We start from the raw sequence: 22,587 nt of genomic DNA, 5'->3' as shown, positions 1-22,587 counted from the left end.
CTCTAAATTAATATCGCTAAATTTCTCCAGATCCATGTCGACCACCCACCTATATCCCTGCTGCATGTAGCGCTTCGCTTTCCTTACGGCATCATGTCCACGCCTTGCAGGGCGGAATCCATAACTATGGTCAGAAAAGCCAGGGTCAAAGAGAGGCGTCAATACTTGCGCAAGTGCCTGTTGAATGAAACGGTCGGTCACGGTAGGGATGCCTAACTGCCTCACGCCGCCGTTCGGTTTCGGGATTTCGACCCGACGGACTGGGCTCGGTTTATAGGAGCCCATCTCGATGGAACGGCGAATGTCATGCCAGTGTTCCTTAATATGTGCTCGTAGGAGTTTAACTGACATACCGTCCACGCCATGACTTCCTTTATTCCGTTCCACTTGCTTTAGGGCAAGTAAGAGATTGTTCCGTGACAGCAATTGTTCAATCATAACGTATACTCCTTGCGTGAATGAAAGGCCCAATTTGTGCCGAACGCACACTCCGCCCTTCTGAAGTTCCCCGTGGATTCACCACTTCTTCCTTCAGATAAGTCCTTTCGGATTGTCTGCCTTCATCGCGTGTCTTCGAACGCCTTGTCTTTCATTCTCCATAATGTTCAGCCCTTCCATGGTTTGTCGTCACAACCCATGTACTATGGCTTCTGCTGACTTCTGTCTGTTCAGCTTATCCTCACGGATAAGGTTGCCAAGGGAACTCGGCATGTCAGACAGATCTCCCCGGGTAAGAACATTATCTTCCCCTCCATCTATCTGCCTCATTTACTCTCATTCGCCTTCGGCAGTATGGACTTCGTCTTGTTTAGCAGACTCATCCAACGAATGTTAGCCTTATATGAGGTTCGTGTTCCTCAGACCGGAGGTTTGCCGCCGGCTTCCTTCAGATTCGACCTCACGGTCGACACCCTTGCCTTAAGCTATGGTTACTACTGCCTTCACCATTCGGGACTTGAACCCTATAGATAATGCCCATGCCGGGCGCACTAAAAAAAGCTTGTTGAGCTATTGTCAACAAGCTTTTTTAGTGCTAACCGTATTATAAGTGTGCCAGCATATTTTTAAGGATTTCATAGGACCTGCGGGATGCAAGCTGTGTGAATTCAGCAAAGTTAACGTGTGCGGATCCATCCGCTTTGTCTGACATCGAACGGATAATAACAAAAGGAACACCATTCATATCACAGACCTGGCCAACAGCCGCACCCTCCATCTCCGTGCAGGCCCCTTCCATTTCTTCGTGCAGTTGTTTGACGAGGTTACGGTCAGCCACAAACTGATCGCCTGAGAGTATGCGCCCTGTTATTGTTTTTCCCTCGATGATTTGCTTGCTGGCCTTTACTGCAGCTTCTACAAGCTCCGGATCTGCCGCAAAAACGGATTTAGGTGAATAGGGTATGATCCCGCGATCAAATCCCAGGGCTGTTACATCCATATCATGCTGCTGGCAGTCTGTAGATACAACAATGTCGGCAATTTCCAGTTGGGGGTGCAGAGCACCGGCAACCCCGGTAAAAATCACCCGGTCTACAAAAAAGAGATCGATTAAAATCTGGGTACAAATGCTGGCGTTCACTTTTCCAACGCCCGACTTGCAGAGAACGACATCTACACCCTGCCAATCTCCTTCATAGAAACGAATGCCGGCCTTCTCCTGCTCATGCTGTACATTCATTGCCTCCTTGCAAAGGAAGATTTCTTCATCCATCGCCCCAATAACTCCGATTTTCAAACCAACCGCTCCTTCTCCTTGTAGTTACTCTTCTGTTTCACTGCCACTCTCGGCTTTTTTTGTCGACTCCCGCTCTTCAATCCGGTGCGGCAGAATCACAATATGATTTTCCACTTTTTCGTTGTTCATATATTTCGTTAACAGCCGCATGGCAACCGCCCCAATATCATACATAGGCTGTACGACCGTAGTCAGGCGCGGTCTGACCATTTCGGCAAGCCGGATGTTGTCAAATCCAATGACCTCAATATCCTCAGGAACACGCAGACCGCTGTCTTGAATGCCATGGATCACGCCTACAGCCATCTCATCGCTTGCTGCGAATACAGCCGTTGGCCGCTCGACCAGCGACAGAAATTGTTTGGCAGCTGCTATTCCAGACTCATAGCGGTGGTTGCCATTATAAACATAGCTATCCTTCATCGAAACCCCAATTTCCTCAAGAGCTTTCTTATAGCCCTCGAATCGGCGCATACCGGCAAGCGGATCCCCAAGCGGTGCTGTAACCATCGCTATCCGAGTGTGTCCCTTTTCTGTTAAAAAGCGGGTGGCATCGTAACCGGCATCATAATGGCTGATATCCACCGAAGGAAGCTGGCCTGTTGGATCTTTGGTTCCTGCCAGCACAATCGGCACAGATGCTGTAGTAAATACCTGCATGTGATTCTCTGTAATTTCCCTTCCCATAAAAACAATCCCATCTACCTGCTTTTCAAGAAGAGTGTTTGTTAAATGCAGTTCGCGCTCAACCCGTTCATCCGAGTCGCTTAAAATAATATTATAGCGGTACATGCTTGCTATATCGTCAATTCCACGGGCAAGTTCAGCAAAAAATGCGTTAGAAATGTCGGGAATGATAACCCCTACTGTAGTCGTTCGTTTGCTTGCCAGACCGCGGGCAACCGCATTTGGGCGATAGCCGAGCCTTTCGATTGCGGCCAGCACCTTCTTGCGGGTCGTTGGCTTTACATTGGGATTTCCATTCACAACACGCGATACAGTAGCCATTGAAACACCTGCTTCACGTGCCACATCATAAATTGTTACCGGCAATGTCAATTCCTCCTGCTATATTTTTCCATATTATGGTTTTCATTGATTTTCAAATTTTTTCTTATCATACGATAAAATTCCCGCAGGTGCAATCGGTTTCAGATAATCACATGAGAAAACTTGGCTGCATGCCAAGCAACAGCCAAAGACCCGCAATTGTATTACCTATTATTTGTTTTTAAAGCATATACTTCCTTCCATCAAAAAAGACCGGTAGGATCCTTTGCAGGAATTCGTACCGGTCTCCAATTTATTACTTTTTATAGCTGCCCTGTAAGTGCATTTTCCTTATACAGCCCAGATTCACGCAGTTTTGCCACGAAATCATGGAACGCAGGGATGTTAATTTGCTGTTTAGCGTCGGAGAGCGCCACATCCGGGTCAGGATGGACCTCAACCATTACGCCATCCGCTCCGACTGCTAATGCCGCTTTTGCGGTTGGCAGCAGCAGATCACGACGCCCCGTTGAGTGGGTAACATCGACAAATATGGGGAGGTGCGTCTCCTGCTTCAAAATCGGAACTGCCGAAATATCGAGCGTATTGCGTGTGGCTTTCTCATAAGTCCTGATTCCGCGTTCACAAAGCATAACTTGCGTATTACCGCCGGAAACAATATATTCAGCAGCATGAACAAATTCTTCAATGGTTGCGGACAATCCTCTCTTCAGGAGAATCGGCGTTTTTACACGGCCGGCAGCTTTCAAAAGTTCAAAGTTCTGCATGTTCCGTGCACCAATCTGAATAACATCTAGATATTCCGTTGCCATTTCAATGTCAGCAGGCGATACAATCTCACTTACAACTTTAAGGCCAAGTTCATCTGCTACCCTGCGCAATATTTTAAGCCCTTCTACGCCAAGGCCCTGGAAATCATACGGTGACGTGCGTGGTTTATAAGCGCCACCCCGCATGATTGTAAGCCCGTTAGCTTTGAGTGCCTCCCCTACCTGGCGCACCTGTTCGTAAGATTCCACTGAACAAGGCCCTGCGACAAGAATAGGTTCTCCGCCGCCCACAGCTACGGAACCAAAGTCTACGACTGTATCTTCTTTCTTTCTCTTGCGGCTCACAAGCAGTGCTTTCCGGTTATCATCTTGCTGCAGTTCCAGAGAGGCGCTGAAAATTTGCTTGAAAAGATGCTGGATCGTGCTATCTTCAAACGGGCCTTTATTGTTTTCCAGAATAAGGTTGAGCATTTGGCGTTCGCGTTCAGGATCGAACCGGTTGACACCCTGCTTTAACTTTACCTTTCCAATCTCCTGAACAAGAACAGCCCGCTGATTAATCAGCTCTAATATACTCAAGTTTACCTGGTCGAGCTCGCTGCGAAGCTGCTCTAACTTTTCATTGCTCATCTATTCTCCACCTCTCCTGGCATTTCTCTGGCTGAACCAGATGACTTTATAAAAATATTAAACTCAATTATATCGCATTATTGAAATTTTGTCATTGTATATTAAAAATTCCAACAAAGGATTTTTAGCAGATGCATCGAATTACTTAAGGAGTGCGGCAAGAGTAGGTTTTTTTATCCACCAAAGCGCAGCTAACACTTCTTCTTTAATAGTTTGGCGTCAGCCATGTCTATTTATATGAGGTACATACCCTTTTTTTATTAGGAGTGGGTGCGGTTTGTCTATAAGCAGCTAGTAAGGTGGACTGTTCCTACAACGGACAGGTGTTAAGGAGATGCAAAGATGACAGAGAACAACAAATATATATTCGCTTTAGATATTGGCACCCGCAGTGTGGTCGGGCTGTTAGCGGAGCCAGATGGAGATAAATTCCGGGTAGCCAGCTACGCCCGCGAAGAGCATGCCGAACGCTCTATGCTTGATGGGCAGATACATGATGTTGTGAAAGTAGCCGATGTGATAAACCGCGTTAAAACTCAGCTTGAATTGGAATCAGGAGAGACGCTAACCCATGTGGCGGTAGCCGCGGCCGGGCGTTCGCTTCATACCGACCGGGCACAAACAACTGTGGACATCTCCGCCAGGGGCCAGCTTAAAGAGAACGATATCATTGCCCTTGAGTTAGCGGCTATACAGCAGGCTCAACACAGCCTGGCAAATAAGCGCAATGACCATAATTATACGGAATATTACTGCGTAGGCTACAGCGTAGTAAATTACTTTCTTGACCGAGAAATCATTGGAAACTTAGTGGACCAGCGCGGAAAGGAAGCGGGCGTCGATATTATCGCCACTTTTCTTCCGCGTGTGGTTGTCGACTCATTAATAGCGGCGCTTAGCCGTTCCGGACTGGAAATGCAGGCTCTTACGCTCGAACCCATCGCCGCCATTAATGTGCTCGTTCCGTCCACGATGCGCCGCCTTAATGTGGCACTGGTGGATATTGGAGCGGGAACATCGGATATTGCCATAACAGGAGAAGGCACGGTGAGCGCATATGGCATGGTGCCAACTGCAGGCGATGAAATTACAGAGGCGTTAAGCGAAGCATTTCTGCTCGACTTTCCCGTCGCTGAAACTGTAAAACGGCAGCTTTCTGACCGGGAAGAAGTTACTTTTTCTGACATTCTGGGCATGGAATATACCTGCACAAGAGACGAAATTATTGAGAAGATTGAGCCGGAGATTAACAGGCTCGCAGCGCTTATCAGCGAGCGGATACTTGAATTGAACGGCAGAGCGCCGCAGGCTGTGATGATGATTGGCGGGGGCAGCTTAACGCCTGCCCTTGCCTCCAAAGTCGCTGAACGCCTTGAACTTCCTGCGGCGCGTGCAGCCGTCCGCGGGGCGGAGGCCATTCAATCTTATACAGACAGGGCGGATTTAAATGGCCCTGAATTTGTCACCCCTCTTGGAATCGCCGTTGCGGCAAACCGGCACCCCATTAAATATTTAACCATCGATCTCAATGGTGAGCAGCTTCGAATTTTCGATTTAAAGGAGATGACGCTTGGAGAGGTCCTCCTGTATGGTGGGGTGGATATTAAACGGATGCACGGCCGCCCGGGAATGGCCATGACGATTTCCGTTAACGGCCGAATGAAGATTATTCCCGGGCAGCATGGCACCGCGCCGGTGCTGGTTTTAAATGGGGAACCCGCTCAGTTGGACGCTATCATAAAACCAGGCGACAGCATCACATTTGAAACGGGATGTGACGGGCTGCCAGCTGCGGCAACATCGTCAACCATTATGGAAGAGGTTAGCACACTGGATGTATTCGTAAACGGTACACCGTTTAATCTTCCGCCTTATCTAAAAGTAAATGGTCAAGATGCAGACTGGGACAGGCCGCTATCCGATCGGGATGAGATAGAATTTTTCCTTCCAAAGACGGTACGACAGGTTCTTCAGGCAGCTGAGCTGCTGCACCCGGACATGAACATGGAGAGGCTCTCTTACACAGTCAATGGCAAACCTCATGCGTACCCCTATTCTCTTTATAGCTTCTGGCTTAACGGACATCCCGCAGCGCTTGATGATAAATTGGGTCCGAAAGATGCGCTCACTTATGAGCACCAGACACCAGCCCCGCCAACCGTAGGAGATGTATTGCCAGTGGAGGATTTGACAAATCTGGCTACCCAGGTTACCTTCAACGGGGAAGCCATTCGCATTCCTTGCAGCGAAATGCAAATCCTGCTGGACGGTGAACCTGTGGACACGTCACACCCCATTCATTCAAATGCGACCATCGTCGTTGAGGTCCATTTTAAGCGTGACGCGGTCTTTAGCGATGCTTTCCGGTATGTGAAACAGGAAATTCAATCCTTTGACGCTGGAAAGACCCTGGTTACAACAATCAATGGGGAACCTGCTTCATTTAACGACCCGGTTAAAACCGGCGATATTTTGGAGCTCCGCTGGAAGTAGCGAAAGCAAAAGCGCCGCAGAAGTATCTGCAGCGCTTTTCATTTTACTTAATTTCCTTCGTCAGGTTGCTTTCCGTAATATTCCAGTGCGAAGTATGCCAGGCGACTTTGCCGTCTTTTACATACAGAACTTGCGGGGATTCATGTTTAACGGCGAAACGTTCTGCTATTTCATTGGAAACAGGGCGTGCTGTCTGAACAATCACAAGCGCCCAAGGCTTTACATCTCCCCTGGTGTAAGCCATGAATTCATTATGGGCCTGCGCGCTGATCGGGCAGGTTGTACTATGCTTAAAAAGGATTGCTTCCGGATTTTGACTTAAGAACTGGTCCAGTTCCTCAACGGTTGCGATCTCTGCCATTGCCAACCACTCCTAACCCAAATAGTTTTATTTTCCTTTCTATCTTACCCTTTTCCGTTAGGTTTGTCTTGCTTGAAATGCGAAAGAATTAGCTGCTTTGTCAGCGAAAAAACTGCCGTTTCGACAAACGCATTGAGTTATTCTGCAAAGTAATGCATAATAAATAAGGCTGTATGTCATTTTAACCTACACGAGGAAGAAACATAGATGAGGTGATTATTTTGAATAAGACAGTTGTAGTCATGCAGGGGGACCAAACTGGCCAGGAACTGCTTGACGAATCGCTCCGCGTCCTTCAACCGGACGTAATTGGTCTAGAAATTAATTTTGAAACGTATGATCTGAGCCTTGGAAAACGCCGTGAAACAAAAAATGAAATCGTTCACGAAGCTGCTCGCGCTATGAAAAAGCACGGTTATGGGATTAAAGCAGCTACGATTACGCCTGAACAAAAAGGCGATGTCGGAAGCCCTAACGCGATCCTTCGCCGCGAGATTGACGGGAAAGTAATCGTGCGGACAGGCCGCCGCATTCCTGGCATTCTGCCGGTTGCAGGTGCTTATGCCCCAATTTCTGTCGTGCGCATGGCCGTTGGCGATGCTTACGGTGCAAAAGAATGGCGTGAGGGGGAAGGGCTTAACGAACAGGCATACCGCACGGAAACGATCGACCGGGCAACTTGCCGTGCTGTTGCCGAGTTTGCGTTCCGCCATGCCAAAAAAATCAACGCAAAAGTATTCGGCGGACCAAAATATACGGTTAGCCCTGTGTATGAGGGTATGCTGAAGGAAGAAATGGATGAGGCGCACAAAAAATATCCGACTGTTCAATATGAACCACAGCTGATCGACGCTACATATGCACTCCTTCTTTCTTCTGCGGGTGATGCAATGGTTATTCCAGCTCTAAACCGTGACGGCGACTGCCTGAGCGACATGGTTCTGCAGATGTTCGGATCCATTGCAGGCGCAGAGTCTGTGCTGCTTGGTTTTGATGAATCATTCAACACGGAAACCGTTATGGTTGAAGCACCGCATGGTACAGCACCAAGCCTGTTCGGTAAGAACATTGCCAACCCTATGGCCATGATTCTTGCCAATGCATCCTTGCTCACTTACTTTAACGATCCTAAAGCAAATATGGCTTCCCGTGCTATTTATGAAGCTACCATTGAGGCAGTAAGTTCAGGTATACGCACATCGGATCTGGGCGGAAGCGCAACCACGTCTGAGTTCGTTGATGCCATCATTGACAAAATCAAAACGAAACTTGATGTATGGTCCACTATGCAGAACTTTTAGTCTTCTATAACGTCTAAACTAATAGAAAGTCCATTGCTGAATAAAATAGGTAATGGACTTTTTTTTACCTTTCCGGAAAGGGGATGGCAGTTTGAGACGAGAAAGCAACCTGTTATTTTTTATCGTGGTATTTGTCTTTTGGACGACTTCCGTATCCGCATCCGCAGTTATACCCGTTAAAATGCCACATGAATCTAACCCTTCTTATCACATTGAATTAGCTGGATGGGCATCACTTGTCAAGCCGCAAATCACAACTGAACACTATGAACACGCCACCTATACGCATTACTACTACCGCAGCAGCGGTAGAGAATTCCGCTTAACGACTGCTGCAATCGATAACGGAGACGTTCTCTATTTTGCGCGTAACTTTGATCGGGCTCCGATTAACCAGGTTTTATTGAAAATTACCGCTGCAGATCCCGCAGTCGTTCGGGTAGCACTTCCGATTGCAGGCAAAATAGGCAGTTGGAAAACAGCCCCATCTCTTCCCACAACGATTCATACACCATTATATGTAGACGGCCGCAGGCTTTATTATCGAATTGGAAACGCATCTGTTTTCCATCCGCTGGGCTACACCGTTCTTCAGGAAAAAAAGCAAGCAGAGAAGCCAGCTTCTATTATTCGGAACAACGCTGGCGTTACGTATTCTATTCCACTTCCGTCTTCGCAGACAACACTTGCTGAAACGTGGGGTATCTTATCCGCCAAGCCGCTGGTGAAATGGGATCAAGACGAGGCCGCGTCCCAGGCTATGAACATAGGCTTCGACAATGGCAAAATGCTCAGTCTGGATGGAGCCTACTCTCCCGATGAAACAACGTATACGCCTTACCAACCCGGATCGTTTTACCGCAACCCGGCAAATGGAGAAGGGCTGCACAGTCTGCCCTATCTTAACGCTTCAGATTACGGAACAATCTTTAATGATGTCGCAACCCATCTGGGTTACTGCGCCGTGAAGACGCAAAACACCGAGGGATGCTGGCCGACCTACCCTCGTTCGAACTGGCTGTACAGTGAATATAAAACCAGCTATACATATATAGATAACCGCCGCAACGCCGACAACGCAACGTTTCTCCTGCGCCTGCTTAAAAACAGATCGGATGATGCGATAGCCCATGCGCTCACAAAATGGGATGCCTACCAGAAGAGCTATATACTAAAAACCGGATTAAAAATCGGCTCAGGCTTGCTTATTCCCGATTACGTTGGAGGAGTAAACGCTTCAATTTCCCACACTGCCCTCAACCACCAGGCCGCTAATATGAACTATCTTTACGAACGGTACCTTCAGACTAATGACCCGGATAAAAAGGTTCTCGCTGACCTGCTTCTTAAGGGCATTGAGAACACAGCTCCACGATGGGTTAAGTCCGATCATGATCTCTATTATGCCTTACGGAGAAACCTTTCGCCCCACCCTAACCCCGACTACTATGAATTAACACGGGATGATTTAGATTATTCACAATCCCTTCTGCTGCTCATTAACGGAGTGCCAAGTGAAAAAATCCAGTATTTGATCGACGAGAAAAACACCTGGATAGCTGCCCATCCAGTTCATTAGCAAACGCTAGAAAGGGAGGATCTCCTTATCGGAAAACCTCCCTTTTTGTTAATTGAAAAAATCTTTATTTGCAATTCACCCGTTCAGCCAATTCTCTTTCAATTTCAGCAACCCACATTCTATCTTTTAGCGAAAGAGCCAGCAAGTACAGATCGAGCAAATCATCGATTGAGGCGTAGGATTGCTGGCTGAGGCGCAGCAATAGATCCGAAAAAGGCGAATGGCAAGCAAATGAAATGCATCCTTCGAAGGTATGCATCTGACCTATCTCGTGCAGCAGTTTTTTTAGATCTTCCTTCACATACTCCACAAGCTGATTGTTTTCACATTGTGAACAGGAATAAATGGGCACATGGTCAATTTCCATGTGGTTCATATAGACAACCCTGCGCAATTTCAGCTCCATCAACGCCTGACATTTCATGCATCTTTTTTCCACATGCATTTCTCCTCCCCGAGCACTTTCTGCTACTATCCTATTCGGGAAGGTTGCGCTTCATCACCTTTAATAACGTGCGTTAACACGCTGGCACGCAGGGCAGATAGCGATTCTCTGGGAGCCCCCTTTGGCATCTTCTACTACATAGCCTTGCAAGCCTGATACGCTGGAATCACAGTAAAGGCATTCAGACGAAAAATCCATATCAAAATTTGCCTTCCAGGCAAAAGGTTTAAACGTTTCACCAATGGAAAAATATTCGTTCATTTCACTCATTTCACTCATGATTTCCTCCTGGTTGTTTGGTTACCCTGTATTCTTACCCTTTCTGCCCTGTTTTATACGAATTATCTAAAAATATTGAGGGGTTTCATAATTCACCTTTTGTACATAGAATGAATAAACGGCAAGAAGCGAGGAGGTCATCAATTGAAACGCAAACACAGCTTTACAATTGCCGCAGGACGTCAGCCTTCTTATCTCCATCCGGCCAATTATTTTGTGCCAATAGTTGAAAAGGCAAAGCCCGCTATCATCTCAATCACAACAGAGGATCACAAAGTAAACGATACCATGATGGACGCTCTGCAATCTTTCCTCTTCCCTTCTATGACACCGAGGGGAGAAGTCCGTCGCAGTTTCGGTACCGGGTTTATTATTCACCCACAAGGATACATCCTGACAAGCGAACACGTGATCCAGCATGCCCGCATTATCGAAGTGAAGCTTTCAAACGGAGAAACGAAAAAAGCAAGTGTGGTCTGGACAGACACCAAACGAGACCTGGCTCTCCTTCAAATAAAAAACAATGCTCCCCTGCCGACTCTTCCGCTCGGTTCTTCCCGGGAAGCGCGTGTAGGGGAGCTTGTTATTTCAATCGGCAATCCGCTTGGACTGGAGAATACAGTGACAACCGGCGTCATCTCTGCAAAAAACCGTCCCGTTCGGATAGCCGGGAAAAATTATGAAGATATTATTCAGACCGATGCTGCAATCAACCCCGGCAACAGTGGGGGTCCGCTTATCAACATGAATGGTGAAGCAATCGGCATGAATGCGTTTATTATCCGGGACAACCATGGGCTAGGTTTTGCCATCGGTATTGACAGCATTAAACCGTTTCTCCGGAAATATGTGTAGACAAACAGTGTGGGATTATTCGTAAGAAGTGCTGACAAATTCCACATCAGGGTTCTTTTCTTTGGCCCAACGTTCTGCATAATCATTCTCCAGAAGAACAACAGGGCGCCCTTCCCGGTCGCGTGCCAGCAGGCTCCCGCCATACTGGATAAGGTTGAGTTCCTCCAGTTTGACATCACCCTTCACCCAGCGGGCTAATGAATATCCAAGCGTATGGATCTCTACCTCCACCCCATACTCTGCGCGCAGGCGATGGTCAAACACCTCAAGCTGCAGCTGGCCAACAACCCCAATAATCATATTATCTGCGCCGGGTCCAGCTGTTGTAAAAAGCTGGACGGCGCCTTCCTCCGTCAACTGCTCAACACCTTTATGGAATTGCTTATATTTCATGGCATCCTTCGCCCGAACGCGGGCAAAGATCTCAGGAGAGAAGTGGGGCACGCCTGCAAAGGTGTAGGCGGTGTTCCCTTCTACCAGCGTGTCGCCGATCCGGAATGTTCCGGGATCAAACAGGCCAATAATATCGCCCGGGTAGGCGTCTTCCACGATATTGCGCTCCTGCGCCAAAAACTGCTGCGGCTGCGAGAGTTTGATCTTTTTGCCTGTGCGCACATGCTGCACCGTCATGCCTCTTGTAAACGTCCCCGAGCATATTCGCAGGAAGGCAATCCGATCCCGGTGTGCCGGGTTCATATTGGCCTGAATCTTAAAGATAAAACCTGAGAATTTGTTATTATCCGGGGTTATGACGCCTTTGTCGCTTTCCCGGGGTGCCGGAGCAGGTGCCAGGTCAAGAAAATATTCCAGGAACGATTGAACACCGAAATTAGTCAAGGCGCTCCCGAAAAACACCGGCGTCAGCTGTCCACGGTCCACTTTTTCCTTGTCAAACGGATCACCCGCAATGTCTAGAAGTTCCACATCCTCCTCAAGCTTGCCATACAGCGCATCCCCTATGGTCGATTTCACTTCCTGATCGCCATTATCATTCGTGAAAACGGGAAGGATACGGCGGCTGTTTGGCTCACTCCGCTTAAAAAGTTCAACATGCTGCTTCTCCCGATCATAAATGCCATGAAAATCAATCCCTGAACCAATCGGCCAGTTCATCGGACATGAGCGGATACCCAGCACTTCCTCAAGCTCTTCAAGCAGGGAAAGCGGATCACGGGCGTCCCGATCCATTTTATTGATAAACGTGAAGATAGGAATCCCGCGCATCCGGCATACTTCAAATAATTTAATAGTTTGGGTCTCTACCCCTTTGGCCGCATCGATCAGCATAACTGCACAATCGGCAGCTGTCAGCGTGCGGTACGTATCCTCACTGAAGTCCTGGTGACCGGGTGTATCCAGGATGTTGATATGGTAGCCATTATAGGAGAACTGCATCACACTGGATGTTACCGATATACCGCGCTGTTTTTCAATCTCCATCCAGTCGGACGTAGCCTGCCGTGCAGATTTTTTGCTTTTAACCATCCCGGCCGTATGAATAGCGCCACCGAAATAGAGGAGTTTTTCCGTTAGGGTGGTTTTCCCGGCGTCAGGGTGGGAAATAATTGCAAATGTCTTTCTTGATTCCATCATATATTAATAAACGCCTCCGTTAAACTTAAACAGTCTGCCTTCTATTATAGCATAAAAGAGCGAAGGCCGCTCAGGTGAGCGGCCTTTTGTTTAACGGAATGGAGTGGTTATCGTCCGGCTGATATCGCGGATAAGCAGCGAAATATCCTGGCCTACATTTCGGATGGGTTGTCCGGCGCCCATTTGCGTATTGAGCGTCCTGATTCTCTGATTTAAGCCCGGATCCGCTGTGACATGAATAGCATAACCCGGTTCAGCGCGCTTAAGCGTTTGCTGCACATGACGCTCAAGCATTTTACGATTATGAGGCTGCGCCCCTTCTATTCCTACTACCGCGTCACGGCCATTTACCAGAGCCGTAGCACGGGTGACGCCGTTGATATTAGCAGCAAGCTGCGACATCCGGCGGGCTGTCCGGCTGTTCTCCTGGCCGATAAATGGCTGGGCCCCTGTATGGTTCTTTCGGATTCCCATTTGATTGGAATGCACATTGTCTGTGCGGGCTGTACCCGGCCCGCAGGCGGATAAAGCAAGGCCTAAGAACAATGCAGCAGATAAAACACCAGCGGTTTTTACTCCCCGCATGTTATCCTCCGTTATGCATAGTTGTCGTTTAAGGAAATGTTGGAGAGAGCATCCCCTGCTTCATTCTCATAAATTTCCTCTACAGCAAGGTCTCCGAGGGATACGATACCGTTTAACTGATTATTGTCCACGACTGGCAGGCGACGGATTTGGTGCTGGGCCATAAGGTTAGCCGCCTGATGTACATCCATTTGCGAGGATGCGGTAACGACATTCTTGGTCATAATATTGCTTATCGGGGTATTGCCATCCCTGCCGCTGGAAGTGGCGCGAATGACAATGTCCCTATCCGTAAGCATGCCAACACATTGTCCGTTTTCCACGACAGGAACGATTCCGACATTATACTCGTGCATAATTTTCGCCGCATCCCTAATCGGTTGATCCGGGCGAACGGTTGCTACGACCTTTGTCATAATTTCCTCAAGACGCTGGGTCATACAATCCCCTCCTCTTTCGTATAAATAGTACAGGGGAGTGTTGCTATCCCCATCTTTAATATGTGTTAAAACCACGGACAATACTTCACATGCCTTCGGCCGAAATATGTAAAAAATCCTTCCAACCGATGGGTGAAAGAGGCATAATAGCCTTTGGGTGAAAAAAATGAAAAGAACGTTGTTGTGGTTATTTGCCGCTTGCCTCCTGTTCACAGCATGCGCACCATCCCCTGCGAACAAAACCGGAATGAAAAGTATGTGGGTTTATACTCATTCCCTTCACGGTAAAAGGGTGCTGCTTATTCCTCTCGACAGCAGGCCGGTCAATACAGACTATGTGGCCTTACTTGGACAGATGGCAGGAGCCAGGGTTATTCTTCCACCCTCGGGCCTCGATCACTTCCAAAAAGCCGCAGACTACAGTAAGCTTAAGGCATTCTTGGTAAAAAACATTGCCAGCTGCGATGCTGTGTTTATTGGGATACCTGAATGGCTCAACGGCGGAATCGTACAGGGAAGGCTCATCAATACGTACACAGCAAATATGTACAGGCTGGAAGAGTTAAAAAATATTCTCCTGAAACACCCCGGCAAGAACGTCTACATATTGAACATTATTCCACGGGAAATGCCTGCCTATTTATCCAAAGCCGCTAAATACAATTCCGAGCTGGTGATCTATGGGCGAAGGTACAACCAGCTTTTAAACGCACCTTCCACAGAAGAGGCGGACCGGATTCGCAATATTATGCGCGATATTGAAAAGCTTATTCCCGCTCGATATGTAAAAGATTACATGGGTTTATTCCAGCAAAATCTGCGGGTGCAATACGAACTCATCAACTGGGCAGAAACGGGCGTGGTGCGTGAACTTCTCATCGGGCTCGATGACACAAGCAGCATGGGTATTCCTAAAGTAAGCGAAAAGGCAATTGAATCCCTTATATCTGAAAATCAGCTAAGTAACGTACGGATCATGTCAGGTGCTGACGACCTTACAGCGTTGCTGCTTGCACGCTATAAAAATGAGATTAATCACACCGGCTCCCGGTATGTGGTCACGTTCTCTCATGAACTGGAAAAAGGTCGCGTGCGCGCTTATGATGGAAAGCCGTTGGAAAACGTTATTCATGATAAGATTCAACTGCTACAGCCTGATAACCCGGCATCCATTTCCCCGCCTATGCACATTTATGTCCATTCTTACGACGAATCGATGGACAAAGTAGAGCGATGGGCAAATGAAAATCAAGGATCAATTAAGGGGGTTGCAGACCTTTCCGCCACAGCTAACGGGAATACAACAACATGGACAGAGAATTTTCTCCGGCAGAAACTGTTTACGAAGGTTGAAAGCTACTCGGGATGGAATACCAGCGGCAACGCCCTGGGTCTCCTGCTCGCACACATGGAAATGATACGGGATCAGCCAACCTGGAATGATGCCTATCAGAAGTGGATGCTCACCAGGTATGTCGAGGACTATTACTTCAACAACATCAAACGCGGGGAATATGCAGCCAAATATTCGTCAATCGGCAGACTCACTGCCGGTCAGGAGAAACAAATCGGAGACGACATCACACAAAAAAGCAACCTGTTGATTGATTTGCTTACGTTTGCAACCATGCGCGGCGGGAAGCGAATCGTTGTGAAGCCTCGCTACAGGATCGCCAAAGCTGAATTGCCATGGGATCGCGTTTTTGAAATCAGGTATCATTTTGTGCTCAGAAAAACATCGCGGGCCATGCCGCTCTCTCCTTTCCCCTCATAGAAGTTTTTGCGGCCGCTTTGTGGAACGACGGACGGACCGGCATTAGGGAATCTTGGCTAGCGGCAAGCGTAAGCGCAGGCGATGGCCTTAGATTCCTTTATACCGTTTAGGTGCAACATCTGGGTAACTCAATGATGGAGACAGGTTGCCGGTCTTTTTCGCCCTCTGTTCCACACGCTCCACAGGGGGAAAGAAAGGTGCGGACATGCGCCTCACGATGTTTTTCTTGGAATGTTTCGGGACCAGAGGTCCCGTTTAAGAAATCGCTATAGGCATTTCAACACTGTAATGCACATCAACTTTCCATATTAACAAAGAGAAAGGGACCTTATACTTTCTTCTACGACAAAAAATAACCCGCAGGCTGGCCATTCCACATCAGGGAAGGCCGCTGCGGGCTAATCTTTAGGGCTTAATAAGATTGCTGGCGATTTGTGCGATTGTCATATTGCTGTTTAGGTTATGTGTACCTCGTTTTAAAGAATACATGAGACGATTGTTCACAAAGTATTTAATAAGTATTTTCTTATCCGGAATAACCTTTCCTTTTTCAAGCTGGGAAGCGGCATCTTCCGGTGTTGTTCCCCGGTCCACTTTCAGGCTTATCTTATAAATTGGTTTAGGTTTTGCTGGCTCATGCTGGGCAGTCTGGTTTGGCGCAGCTCCTGCAGCATGCTGGTCTTGCACCCCGGCGCCTAGCTGAGCTTGCAATCCTCCAGCGGCGGATTGCGTGCCCTGCATGCCAGGCTGCACTGGGGCAGCTTGCGTGGCAGGCCTATCTACATAATAGGCGAGAGTCAGCACGCCGGTTGCCAAAATCACACCGGATGCAAATCCTCTTAATGCGCTTCTATTCATAAAACATTCCCCACCTTGCTTATTTCTCTCGTGTTTCTTTAATCATGTCCTGCACTTGGTGAAGTTCCTTTAGGACGCTCATCGAAAAATTCTCTAATTTATGTTCTAGATTGTTATTCTGTTCTTTTTCTTTCGTAAAGCTAAAGAGCAGAACGGCAATCCCGATTACCAGCAGTGTCATAATCGCATATTCCATACCGTTTCCTCCTTCATGATAATCCACACTTTTCTCCCTTTACAGTTATACCACAGTCGCCTAAACAGGCAAAGGAAGATATTAGAAAGGTGGAATGATACAGGCTCTGTTCGCCATATGTTAGTGACAGATTGAGTTGAAAGGAGAACATTTCATGTACACTTACCGGAAGAAATACCGGGTCTTCCACGGTCCATTTGATCCGTGCCCGCCCATGCTAAAAAAAACATACGAAACGCCGCCTGCCCTTTACTTGGGGTACCAGCCTTTTTCTTTGCCCCAGTTCACGCCCCAGGAGGCATTAGCCCATGGCACTTTATGGCCGGCATTGTATGCACCTTACGACAGCCCCTATAAGAATAAGTACGGGAAAGGGGATGAATGAAATCCATGCTAAAGCCTGACGCCAACTATTATGATCAGCTGCTGCAGATCCAGCAGGCTGATTTTGTGTGTTTCGAGCTTAACCTCTACCTCAACACCCATCCTGATGACCAGCAGGCGATTAACCAGTACAACGAATTTGCCCAGCAGAGCAAAATGCTCAAGCAGCAGTTTGAAGCTCAGTACGGTCCACTAATGCATGCAGGACACAGTTTTACTTCAGCGCCATGGGTGTGGACCAATACGCCCTGGCCCTGGCAAGTTTAATTAAAAGGAGGGGTAGTATCTGTGTGGATATATGAGAAAAAGCTGCAGTACCCAGTTCGCGTAAGCAAGTGCGACGTTCGCATGGCAAGGTTATTGCTTGAACAGTATGGCGGGGCGGACGGGGAACTGGCTGCTGCTCTGCGGTATTTAAACCAGCGGTACACCGTACCGGATAAAGTAATTGGCGTGCTAAACGATATTGGGACAGAGGAACTTTCGCATCTCGAAATGATCGCCACAATGGTCTATAAGTTGACGAAGGATGCTACTCCTGAAGAATTGGAACGAGAGGGCCTTGCTGACCACTATGTCAATCACGACAAGTCACTATTTTATCAAAATGCATCGGGTGTACCCTTTTCCGCCAAATACATTCAAAGCAAAGGGGATCCAATCGCTGATTTATATGAGGATATTGCCGCTGAGGAAAAAGCGCGGGCGACTTATCAGTGGCTGATTAATATGACGGATGACGTCGATTTAAAAGACGGTCTAACTTTCCTGCGAGAGAGAGAAATTGTGCATTCGCAGCGCTTCCGTGAATCTGTCGAAATACTTAAGGAAGAAAAAACAAAAAAGAAAATTTTTTAAAAAAGAGTGAGGCGGACTCCTGTCTAATCAGGACCCGCCTCTTTTGCGTATTTCTTCCACAGGAAAAAACACAGCACTAATCCGATCACACACAATGAGATCAAAAGCAAGTTATGGTGGATTATCCCAGCCATTGCAGCCCATCTTCTACCCAGGAATACGCCGATCGCAATAAATGTTGCGGCCCAGATCAGCGCACCTATATAAGCATACAGCGCAAAAACACGCACGCTTAATTTACTCATGCCCGCAGTATAAGCGGTCAAATGGCGCACACCGGGAACAAAGTACCCGAGAACGAGGGCCCAGCTGCCAAATCGCTCAAACCATCGATGAACTTTTTCAAGCCTATCCGGTGTAAGGTGGAGTTGCTTTCCATACTTGTCTATAATCGCGCCGCCAAGCCCTCTGCCAAGCCAGTAACTGAGCGTAATGCCAACTGCGCTGCCCAGAAAAGCTGCAAGCAAGGTTGGCAGAAGGAGCAGGCGGTGGGTATGAACAAGATATCCGGCAAAAATCATGAGAATTTCATCGGGAATGGGCACACCGATAATTCCAAACATAAGGGCAAGAAAGATGCCCATGTAGCCGTAATGTATAACAAAATGAAAAATAGAATCCTTCATAGACGCTCCTTATGATCCCCTACTGCTCCAGCATACGCCGATCCAATCTTATGACAACCATGTTACTTTTTCCTCAACACTCACGCGGGGCCGCTGTGGGACAACGCTTGCAGGTCGCCCAATGTAAATCAGACCCATCATCGTTTCATGTTCGCCCAGTCCAAACTTCTGCCGCATAAGCGGGTGGTAACAAGCTTCTCCGGTGCGCCAGATCGCAGCGTAACCTAAAGCATGAATGGCCAGCAGCATGTTTTGTATGCACGCAGCAACAGCTGCCTTCTCTTCCGGCTCCACAGCCAATCCATTGTCAACAGGTGAACAGGCTACGGCGATGACAGCGGGCGCGCGAAAAGCCTTTTTATATTTGTTCTGATACATTTGTTTCTTATCTTCTTCCGCGGCGTCTTTTCCTTTGTTCAACACTTCAATTTCTCCATATGCCTGGCCTAGCTGGTCTCTGCCATTACCTGTCATAACAAAGAACTTCCACGGCTGGGTATTATAATGGCTCGGCGCGCGGGTGCCAGCTTCAATGATTTGCACGAGTATCTCCCGGGGAACCTCCTGTTCTGTCACCTTCCCGATACTCTGCCTGGATTTAATAACCGCTAATAAGTTTTCCTCCACTGTATTCTCCTGCCTTTTCTTAAAATCTTCAACAGTTTTTTTGTTAAAAACCCTCAATAAATGCCGCCACCTGGTCCGCAAACAAATGAGCAGCAAGTACACCGGCCATGTGTCCAAGCGGACTGTCAATCTCATAGCACGCTGCATGACCGCCTGCCTTATTAATGATGTCAACCACTTCCCAGCTGTACTGGGGAGGGAAAAGCAAATCCGTTTTACATGGAATCATCAGAACCCTTGCTGTAATGCGGCTAAGCGCCTCCTCCATGGAAGAAAACCCATTGGCAATATTGTGCAGCATGGCCGCGCGGGCCGTATATAAGTAATGATTTGCATCGTATGTGTTCATCCGCTGTGCGATGGCTTCCTTAAACTGTGTGAGAAAGGTGGGAGGATTGTTCAAAGACTGATAAGGGGCGATATCGGCCGCGACACGCTTGTAGTTGGCATCATACCAGCCGTACTGATAAGCTCCCAGGTTCATTAACTGCAGCGCAAGGGCCAACCCCTGTTCAGGTTCGGACTCCCCGTAATAGCTGCCTTCTCGCCAGTTTGGATCCAGTTTGATCGCGTCAATCGCTGATTGTAGGTAGGCTAAGGAAGTGAGAATTGGTGATGCCCCCCCACTGATAACAGAAACAACTGCTTCTACGTTATCCGGAAAGTGCACCGCCCAGTTTAATGCCTGCATGCCTCCCGCGGATGGCCCTATTACGGCCACGAGCTTTTCAATGCCCATTTCCGTAATGATTTTAAACTGGATGCCTGCCATATCCCGGTAGGTAAACTGCGGAAAAGCCATCCCGTAGCAATCCCCTGTTTCTGGATTGATTGTACCTGGGCCTGTGGTAATCACATGCGGGTTTTTCAACTGGATATTGCACAGCGTATCCGTACAAATAACAAAATATCGATCCGTATCAATAGCCTTCCCCGGTCCAATAAGCATATCCCACCAGCCTGGCTCTGCATCATCCGGGTGGTATTTTCCTGCTGCGTGGCTGTTCGCGCTGAAAAAATGGCAGACTAATATGGCGTTCTTCCTATCATTGCTCAACTGTCCGTATGTTTCATAGCCAATACGAACGGGGATCGTTTGCCCGCACTCAAGGGTGTAAGTTGTCTCAAAACACCGTTTTGCCACGTTTTGCATAGAAATATCCATATTTAGCCCCCTCTCCTCTTCCTATTATTATACCTGTTGCTGGAGATAAATGAGAACCCGGGTAAAATTTCTGTTATGATTAGAGTAGGTGGTGCAAACAAAATGGCAAAAATTCATTATCCCAATGGCAAAAAAAATCAGTCATTTGCTTCTTTACCCGATCGCATGAAGGCTGAAGAATTCCTTGGAATGTTTAAAAAGAACAGCAGCGCTGCGGGGCGTGGCATGTCGCTTGAAGAAGACGTTAACGAGACGAACGCTTTCTACGTATCCAATGAAATCGCATCCGTACATAAGAAGCCCACTCCCGTCCAGATTGTCAAGGTAGATTATCCGAACCGGTCTGCCGCTGTGATAAGAGAAGCGTACTTTAGGCAGCCTTCAACTACAGACTATAACGGGATATACGAAGGCAGGCATCTCGATTTTGAGGCGAAAGAAACAGCAAACAAAACCGCCCTGCCTCTGAGCAACTTTCATGAACACCAGATTAAGCATATGGGACTCGTGTGCAGACATAAGGGAATCTCGTTTGCCATTATTCGATTTACATGCCATAACGAGACCTATCTGCTTGACGCGGGGCATATTATCTCCTTTTGGGAACAAGCCGACAAAGGAGGGCGCAAGTCTATTCCTTATACATATATTAAAGAATATGGCCACCTCATTCCCTTAGGTCTTCATCCCCGGCTCGATTATCTTAAAGTAATCCGGGAACATTATTAGTGAGGAAATTTTTTCTAATTATTATTGTTTTCTCATTTTTTTCTAATGCTCTGCGCCTATACTTTAGTTGAATTTGTTCCACTATACATGGCTAAGGGAGTGTTTTTTATGAAAAAATTAGCAGCATCTTTAATGCTTACAACCGCACTAGCAGTAGGGTTAACCGGTTCCGCATTTGCGGCCACAGGTGCGCCGGCCAAGGCTCATACAAAAGCAGCAGCAAAACATACGGTGAAGGCTCCAAAACACGCAGTGAAGAAAGCTGCTAAGAAACATGTAGCTAAAAAGAGCACAGCTAAGAAAAAACACGTAGCTAAAAAGACTGCTAAAGCTGCTGTAAAAACGGCTAAGAAGTAATCCACAATCGAGTAGGAGGGGGTGATTAACCCCCGACCTCTCACACCACCGTACGTACCGTTCGGTATACGGCGGTTCATTATGTACTCCGCAACGAGTCATATCGTTCTGCCAGACTCTTAAGCTGAAGCGATTCGAAGAATCGATTATTCAACGTTCGATCCAGGACAGGACTGTTGGAAATACGCCAGTATCCCTTGCGGGAATTACCCCACTCGAAGGCTTTTGCTTTAGGAACACCTAAAGCGATAAGCCTTTTTACTTTTGTACGGGGAAGTTTCCACTGTTTCCATAGGCACATCCGCAATCGTCTGCGAATCCACATATCAAGACTTTTGAAAACACTCGGCGTATCTGCCAGCGCAAAGTATCCCAACCATCCCATGAGATATTGATTGAGTTCCTCGATTCTATCATCGATAGCCATCGGACTCTTCCGGGACGTGATCGCGCGGATTTTCTGTTTAACTCTTTTCAGAGATTGGGGAGCGATGCGGACTTTCGGATTGACATGGAAGGTAAAGCTAAATGCTAGAAATTTGCGTTTCCATGGACGGTCTACCGCACTCTTTTCCTGATTCACTTTAAGCTTGAGTGTTTCTTCAATAAAGTTGGTCACCGATGCTTTCACCCGTTCTCCCGCTTTACGTGTACGAACGTAAATATTACAGTCGTCTGCATAGCGGACAAACTTGTGTCCTCGCTTCTCCAGTTCCTTATCCAGTTCATCTAATACGATGTTGGAAAGCAACGGACTTAGTGGACCACCTTGCGGCGTGCCCTCTTCCGAATCTCTGACAACTCCATGTATCATGACACCCGCTTGAAGAAATCGACGAATCAAGAGAAGAACCGTTTTATCTTCTACTTTCTCCGCTACCTTCCTCATCAACCGATCATGATTCACTTTGTCGAAGAATTTCTCTTTAGCGATAT

General features: G+C 47.5%; 25 protein-coding genes and 2 pseudogenes. 10 read left to right on the top strand and 17 right to left on the bottom strand.

The window, feature by feature from the left end; translation table 11 throughout:
• Window positions 1–12 precede the first annotated feature (12 nt).
• The 5 genes and pseudogenes from PP175_RS07455 to PP175_RS07435 all read right to left on the bottom strand — a co-directional run.
• A pseudogene (locus tag PP175_RS07455) lies at window positions 13–438 on the bottom strand (reverse transcriptase domain-containing protein); the annotation flags it as partial.
• 189 nt (window positions 439–627) lie between these two features.
• Window positions 628–768 (bottom strand): hypothetical protein, encoded by a 141-nt coding sequence (locus PP175_RS07450; RefSeq protein WP_272439345.1) that lies wholly within the window; start codon window positions 766–768, stop codon window positions 628–630.
• 274 nt (window positions 769–1,042) lie between these two features.
• Complete coding sequence (locus PP175_RS07445) at window positions 1,043–1,735, bottom strand: 5'-methylthioadenosine/adenosylhomocysteine nucleosidase (RefSeq protein ID WP_272442156.1); 693 nt, start codon at window positions 1,733–1,735, stop codon at window positions 1,043–1,045.
• A 24-nt stretch (window positions 1,736–1,759) separates the two neighbouring features.
• A complete protein-coding gene (gene ccpA, locus PP175_RS07440; RefSeq protein ID WP_272442155.1) occupies window positions 1,760–2,788 on the bottom strand; it encodes a catabolite control protein A in 1,029 nt (342 codons plus the stop codon).
• Window positions 2,789–3,048: 260 nt separating this feature from the next.
• Entirely contained in the window at window positions 3,049–4,146 is a 1,098-nt protein-coding gene (locus PP175_RS07435) for a bifunctional 3-deoxy-7-phosphoheptulonate synthase/chorismate mutase (RefSeq protein WP_272442154.1), read from the bottom strand.
• A gap of 342 nt (window positions 4,147–4,488) precedes the next feature.
• On the opposite strand from PP175_RS07435, the gene PP175_RS07430 reads away from it, so the two are divergent.
• Window positions 4,489–6,639 (top strand): cell division protein FtsA, encoded by a 2,151-nt coding sequence (locus PP175_RS07430; RefSeq protein ID WP_272442153.1) that lies wholly within the window; start codon window positions 4,489–4,491, stop codon window positions 6,637–6,639.
• Between the two features lie 43 nt (window positions 6,640–6,682).
• Here PP175_RS07430 and ytxJ read toward each other — a convergent pair whose 3' ends face one another.
• Window positions 6,683–7,000, bottom strand: coding sequence for a bacillithiol system redox-active protein YtxJ (gene ytxJ, locus PP175_RS07425; protein ID WP_272442152.1), 318 nt, complete (start codon window positions 6,998–7,000; stop codon window positions 6,683–6,685).
• A gap of 218 nt (window positions 7,001–7,218) precedes the next feature.
• Between ytxJ and PP175_RS07420 the strand changes: the two genes are divergently transcribed.
• Window positions 7,219–8,301, top strand: coding sequence for an isocitrate/isopropylmalate family dehydrogenase (locus PP175_RS07420; RefSeq protein WP_272443208.1), 1,083 nt, complete (start codon window positions 7,219–7,221; stop codon window positions 8,299–8,301).
• A 91-nt stretch (window positions 8,302–8,392) separates the two neighbouring features.
• Window positions 8,393–9,880 carry a hypothetical protein gene (locus PP175_RS07415; protein ID WP_272442150.1) on the top strand — a complete coding sequence of 496 codons (1,488 nt, stop codon included), beginning with the start codon at window positions 8,393–8,395 and terminating at the stop codon, window positions 9,878–9,880.
• A gap of 64 nt (window positions 9,881–9,944) precedes the next feature.
• On the opposite strand, the gene PP175_RS07410 is transcribed toward PP175_RS07415, so the two are convergent.
• Complete coding sequence (locus PP175_RS07410) at window positions 9,945–10,319, bottom strand: hypothetical protein (RefSeq protein WP_272442149.1); 375 nt, start codon at window positions 10,317–10,319, stop codon at window positions 9,945–9,947.
• A gap of 66 nt (window positions 10,320–10,385) precedes the next feature.
• A complete protein-coding gene (locus PP175_RS07405; RefSeq protein ID WP_272442148.1) occupies window positions 10,386–10,604 on the bottom strand; it encodes a hypothetical protein in 219 nt (72 codons plus the stop codon).
• A 144-nt stretch (window positions 10,605–10,748) separates the two neighbouring features.
• Here PP175_RS07405 and PP175_RS07400 point away from each other — a divergent pair, with 144 nt between their 5' ends.
• Window positions 10,749–11,459 carry a S1C family serine protease gene (locus PP175_RS07400; RefSeq protein WP_272442147.1) on the top strand — a complete coding sequence of 237 codons (711 nt, stop codon included), beginning with the start codon at window positions 10,749–10,751 and terminating at the stop codon, window positions 11,457–11,459.
• Between the two features lie 15 nt (window positions 11,460–11,474).
• On the opposite strand, the gene PP175_RS07395 is transcribed toward PP175_RS07400, so the two are convergent.
• The 3 genes from PP175_RS07395 to PP175_RS07385 form a co-directional block, all read right to left on the bottom strand.
• Window positions 11,475–13,052, bottom strand: coding sequence for a peptide chain release factor 3 (locus PP175_RS07395; protein WP_272442146.1), 1,578 nt, complete (start codon window positions 13,050–13,052; stop codon window positions 11,475–11,477).
• A gap of 90 nt (window positions 13,053–13,142) precedes the next feature.
• Window positions 13,143–13,637, bottom strand: a complete 495-nt coding sequence (locus PP175_RS07390; protein ID WP_272442145.1) for a YhcN/YlaJ family sporulation lipoprotein — start codon at window positions 13,635–13,637, stop codon at window positions 13,143–13,145.
• Window positions 13,638–13,648: 11 nt separating this feature from the next.
• Window positions 13,649–14,077 carry a CBS domain-containing protein gene (locus PP175_RS07385; protein WP_272442144.1) on the bottom strand — a complete coding sequence of 143 codons (429 nt, stop codon included), beginning with the start codon at window positions 14,075–14,077 and terminating at the stop codon, window positions 13,649–13,651.
• Window positions 14,078–14,243: 166 nt separating this feature from the next.
• On the opposite strand from PP175_RS07385, the gene PP175_RS07380 reads away from it, so the two are divergent.
• Complete coding sequence (locus tag PP175_RS07380) at window positions 14,244–15,851, top strand: DUF4127 family protein (protein ID WP_272442143.1); 1,608 nt, start codon at window positions 14,244–14,246, stop codon at window positions 15,849–15,851.
• A gap of 405 nt (window positions 15,852–16,256) precedes the next feature.
• Here the strand turns inward: PP175_RS07380 and PP175_RS07375 are convergent, their stop codons facing one another.
• Complete coding sequence (locus tag PP175_RS07375) at window positions 16,257–16,709, bottom strand: hypothetical protein (RefSeq protein ID WP_272442142.1); 453 nt, start codon at window positions 16,707–16,709, stop codon at window positions 16,257–16,259.
• Between the two features lie 19 nt (window positions 16,710–16,728).
• Window positions 16,729–16,905 carry a hypothetical protein gene (locus tag PP175_RS07370; RefSeq protein WP_272442141.1) on the bottom strand — a complete coding sequence of 59 codons (177 nt, stop codon included), beginning with the start codon at window positions 16,903–16,905 and terminating at the stop codon, window positions 16,729–16,731.
• A gap of 154 nt (window positions 16,906–17,059) precedes the next feature.
• Here PP175_RS07370 and PP175_RS07365 point away from each other — a divergent pair, with 154 nt between their 5' ends.
• Genes PP175_RS07365 through PP175_RS07355 form a run of 3 tightly spaced genes read left to right on the top strand, consistent with a single transcriptional unit; the run spans window position 17,060 to window position 18,147 of the window.
• Window positions 17,060–17,290: a spore coat associated protein CotJA gene (locus PP175_RS07365; RefSeq protein ID WP_272442140.1), complete on the top strand. Its 231-nt coding sequence runs from the start codon at window positions 17,060–17,062 to the stop codon at window positions 17,288–17,290.
• A 5-nt stretch (window positions 17,291–17,295) separates the two neighbouring features.
• Window positions 17,296–17,556 carry a spore coat protein CotJB gene (locus PP175_RS07360; RefSeq protein ID WP_442870456.1) on the top strand — a complete coding sequence of 87 codons (261 nt, stop codon included), beginning with the start codon at window positions 17,296–17,298 and terminating at the stop codon, window positions 17,554–17,556.
• Between the two features lie 21 nt (window positions 17,557–17,577).
• The gene (locus tag PP175_RS07355; RefSeq protein WP_272442138.1) at window positions 17,578–18,147 is read left to right on the top strand and encodes a manganese catalase family protein; all 570 of its coding nucleotides are present in this window, start codon (window positions 17,578–17,580) and stop codon (window positions 18,145–18,147) included.
• Between the two features lie 23 nt (window positions 18,148–18,170).
• Here the strand turns inward: PP175_RS07355 and PP175_RS07350 are convergent, their stop codons facing one another.
• From PP175_RS07350 to PP175_RS07340, 3 genes are read right to left on the bottom strand one after another with little or no spacing between them, the layout of a single operon-like run.
• A complete protein-coding gene (locus PP175_RS07350) occupies window positions 18,171–18,773 on the bottom strand; it encodes a DedA family protein (RefSeq protein WP_272442137.1) in 603 nt (200 codons plus the stop codon).
• Between the two features lie 48 nt (window positions 18,774–18,821).
• A complete protein-coding gene (locus PP175_RS07345) occupies window positions 18,822–19,457 on the bottom strand; it encodes a nitroreductase family protein (protein WP_272442136.1) in 636 nt (211 codons plus the stop codon).
• The gene (locus PP175_RS07340; protein ID WP_442870455.1) at window positions 19,444–20,553 is read right to left on the bottom strand and encodes an alpha/beta fold hydrolase; all 1,110 of its coding nucleotides are present in this window, start codon (window positions 20,551–20,553) and stop codon (window positions 19,444–19,446) included. Before PP175_RS07340 ends, PP175_RS07345 begins: the two co-directional genes overlap by 14 nt.
• Before the next feature lie 114 nt (window positions 20,554–20,667).
• Between PP175_RS07340 and recU the strand changes: the two genes are divergently transcribed.
• Both recU and PP175_RS07330 read left to right on the top strand, forming a co-directional pair.
• A complete protein-coding gene (gene recU, locus PP175_RS07335; RefSeq protein WP_272442134.1) occupies window positions 20,668–21,294 on the top strand; it encodes a Holliday junction resolvase RecU in 627 nt (208 codons plus the stop codon).
• Window positions 21,295–21,402: 108 nt separating this feature from the next.
• Window positions 21,403–21,651, top strand: a complete 249-nt coding sequence (locus PP175_RS07330; protein ID WP_272442133.1) for a hypothetical protein — start codon at window positions 21,403–21,405, stop codon at window positions 21,649–21,651.
• Between the two features lie 79 nt (window positions 21,652–21,730).
• Here the strand turns inward: PP175_RS07330 and PP175_RS07325 are convergent.
• Window positions 21,731–22,576: pseudogene (locus tag PP175_RS07325) on the bottom strand (reverse transcriptase domain-containing protein); the annotation flags it as partial.
• Window positions 22,577–22,587: the final 11 nt, after the last annotated feature.

Origin of the sequence: Aneurinibacillus sp. Ricciae_BoGa-3 (genome assembly GCF_028421645.1) — a bacterium.
Taxonomy (GTDB): Bacteria; Bacillota; Bacilli; order Aneurinibacillales; family Aneurinibacillaceae; genus Aneurinibacillus_B.
Note: the sequence above shows the minus strand (reverse complement) of the source record. Positions and strands in the feature narration are given on the sequence as shown.

Coding starts and splice junctions, on each gene's coding strand:
- PP175_RS07450 (WP_272439345.1), bottom strand. CDS start 768: ATGAGGCAGATAGATGGAGGGGAAGATAATGTTCTTACCCGGGGAGAT.
- PP175_RS07435 (WP_272442154.1), bottom strand. CDS start 4,146: ATGAGCAATGAAAAGTTAGAGCAGCTTCGCAGCGAGCTCGACCAGGTA.
- PP175_RS07430 (WP_272442153.1), top strand. CDS start 4,489: ATGACAGAGAACAACAAATATATATTCGCTTTAGATATTGGCACCCGC.
- ytxJ (WP_272442152.1), bottom strand. CDS start 7,000: ATGGCAGAGATCGCAACCGTTGAGGAACTGGACCAGTTCTTAAGTCAA.
- PP175_RS07405 (WP_272442148.1), bottom strand. CDS start 10,604: ATGAGTGAAATGAGTGAAATGAACGAATATTTTTCCATTGGTGAAACG.
- PP175_RS07395 (WP_272442146.1), bottom strand. CDS start 13,052: ATGATGGAATCAAGAAAGACATTTGCAATTATTTCCCACCCTGACGCC.
- PP175_RS07390 (WP_272442145.1), bottom strand. CDS start 13,637: ATGCGGGGAGTAAAAACCGCTGGTGTTTTATCTGCTGCATTGTTCTTA.
- PP175_RS07385 (WP_272442144.1), bottom strand. CDS start 14,077: ATGACCCAGCGTCTTGAGGAAATTATGACAAAGGTCGTAGCAACCGTT.
- PP175_RS07380 (WP_272442143.1), top strand. CDS start 14,244: ATGAAAAGAACGTTGTTGTGGTTATTTGCCGCTTGCCTCCTGTTCACA.
- PP175_RS07375 (WP_272442142.1), bottom strand. CDS start 16,709: ATGAATAGAAGCGCATTAAGAGGATTTGCATCCGGTGTGATTTTGGCA.
- PP175_RS07370 (WP_272442141.1), bottom strand. CDS start 16,905: ATGGAATATGCGATTATGACACTGCTGGTAATCGGGATTGCCGTTCTG.
- PP175_RS07365 (WP_272442140.1), top strand. CDS start 17,060: ATGTACACTTACCGGAAGAAATACCGGGTCTTCCACGGTCCATTTGAT.
- PP175_RS07360 (WP_442870456.1), top strand. CDS start 17,296: ATGCTAAAGCCTGACGCCAACTATTATGATCAGCTGCTGCAGATCCAG.
- PP175_RS07350 (WP_272442137.1), bottom strand. CDS start 18,773: ATGAAGGATTCTATTTTTCATTTTGTTATACATTACGGCTACATGGGC.
- PP175_RS07340 (WP_442870455.1), bottom strand. CDS start 20,553: ATGCAAAACGTGGCAAAACGGTGTTTTGAGACAACTTACACCCTTGAG.
- recU (WP_272442134.1), top strand. CDS start 20,668: ATGGCAAAAATTCATTATCCCAATGGCAAAAAAAATCAGTCATTTGCT.
- PP175_RS07330 (WP_272442133.1), top strand. CDS start 21,403: ATGAAAAAATTAGCAGCATCTTTAATGCTTACAACCGCACTAGCAGTA.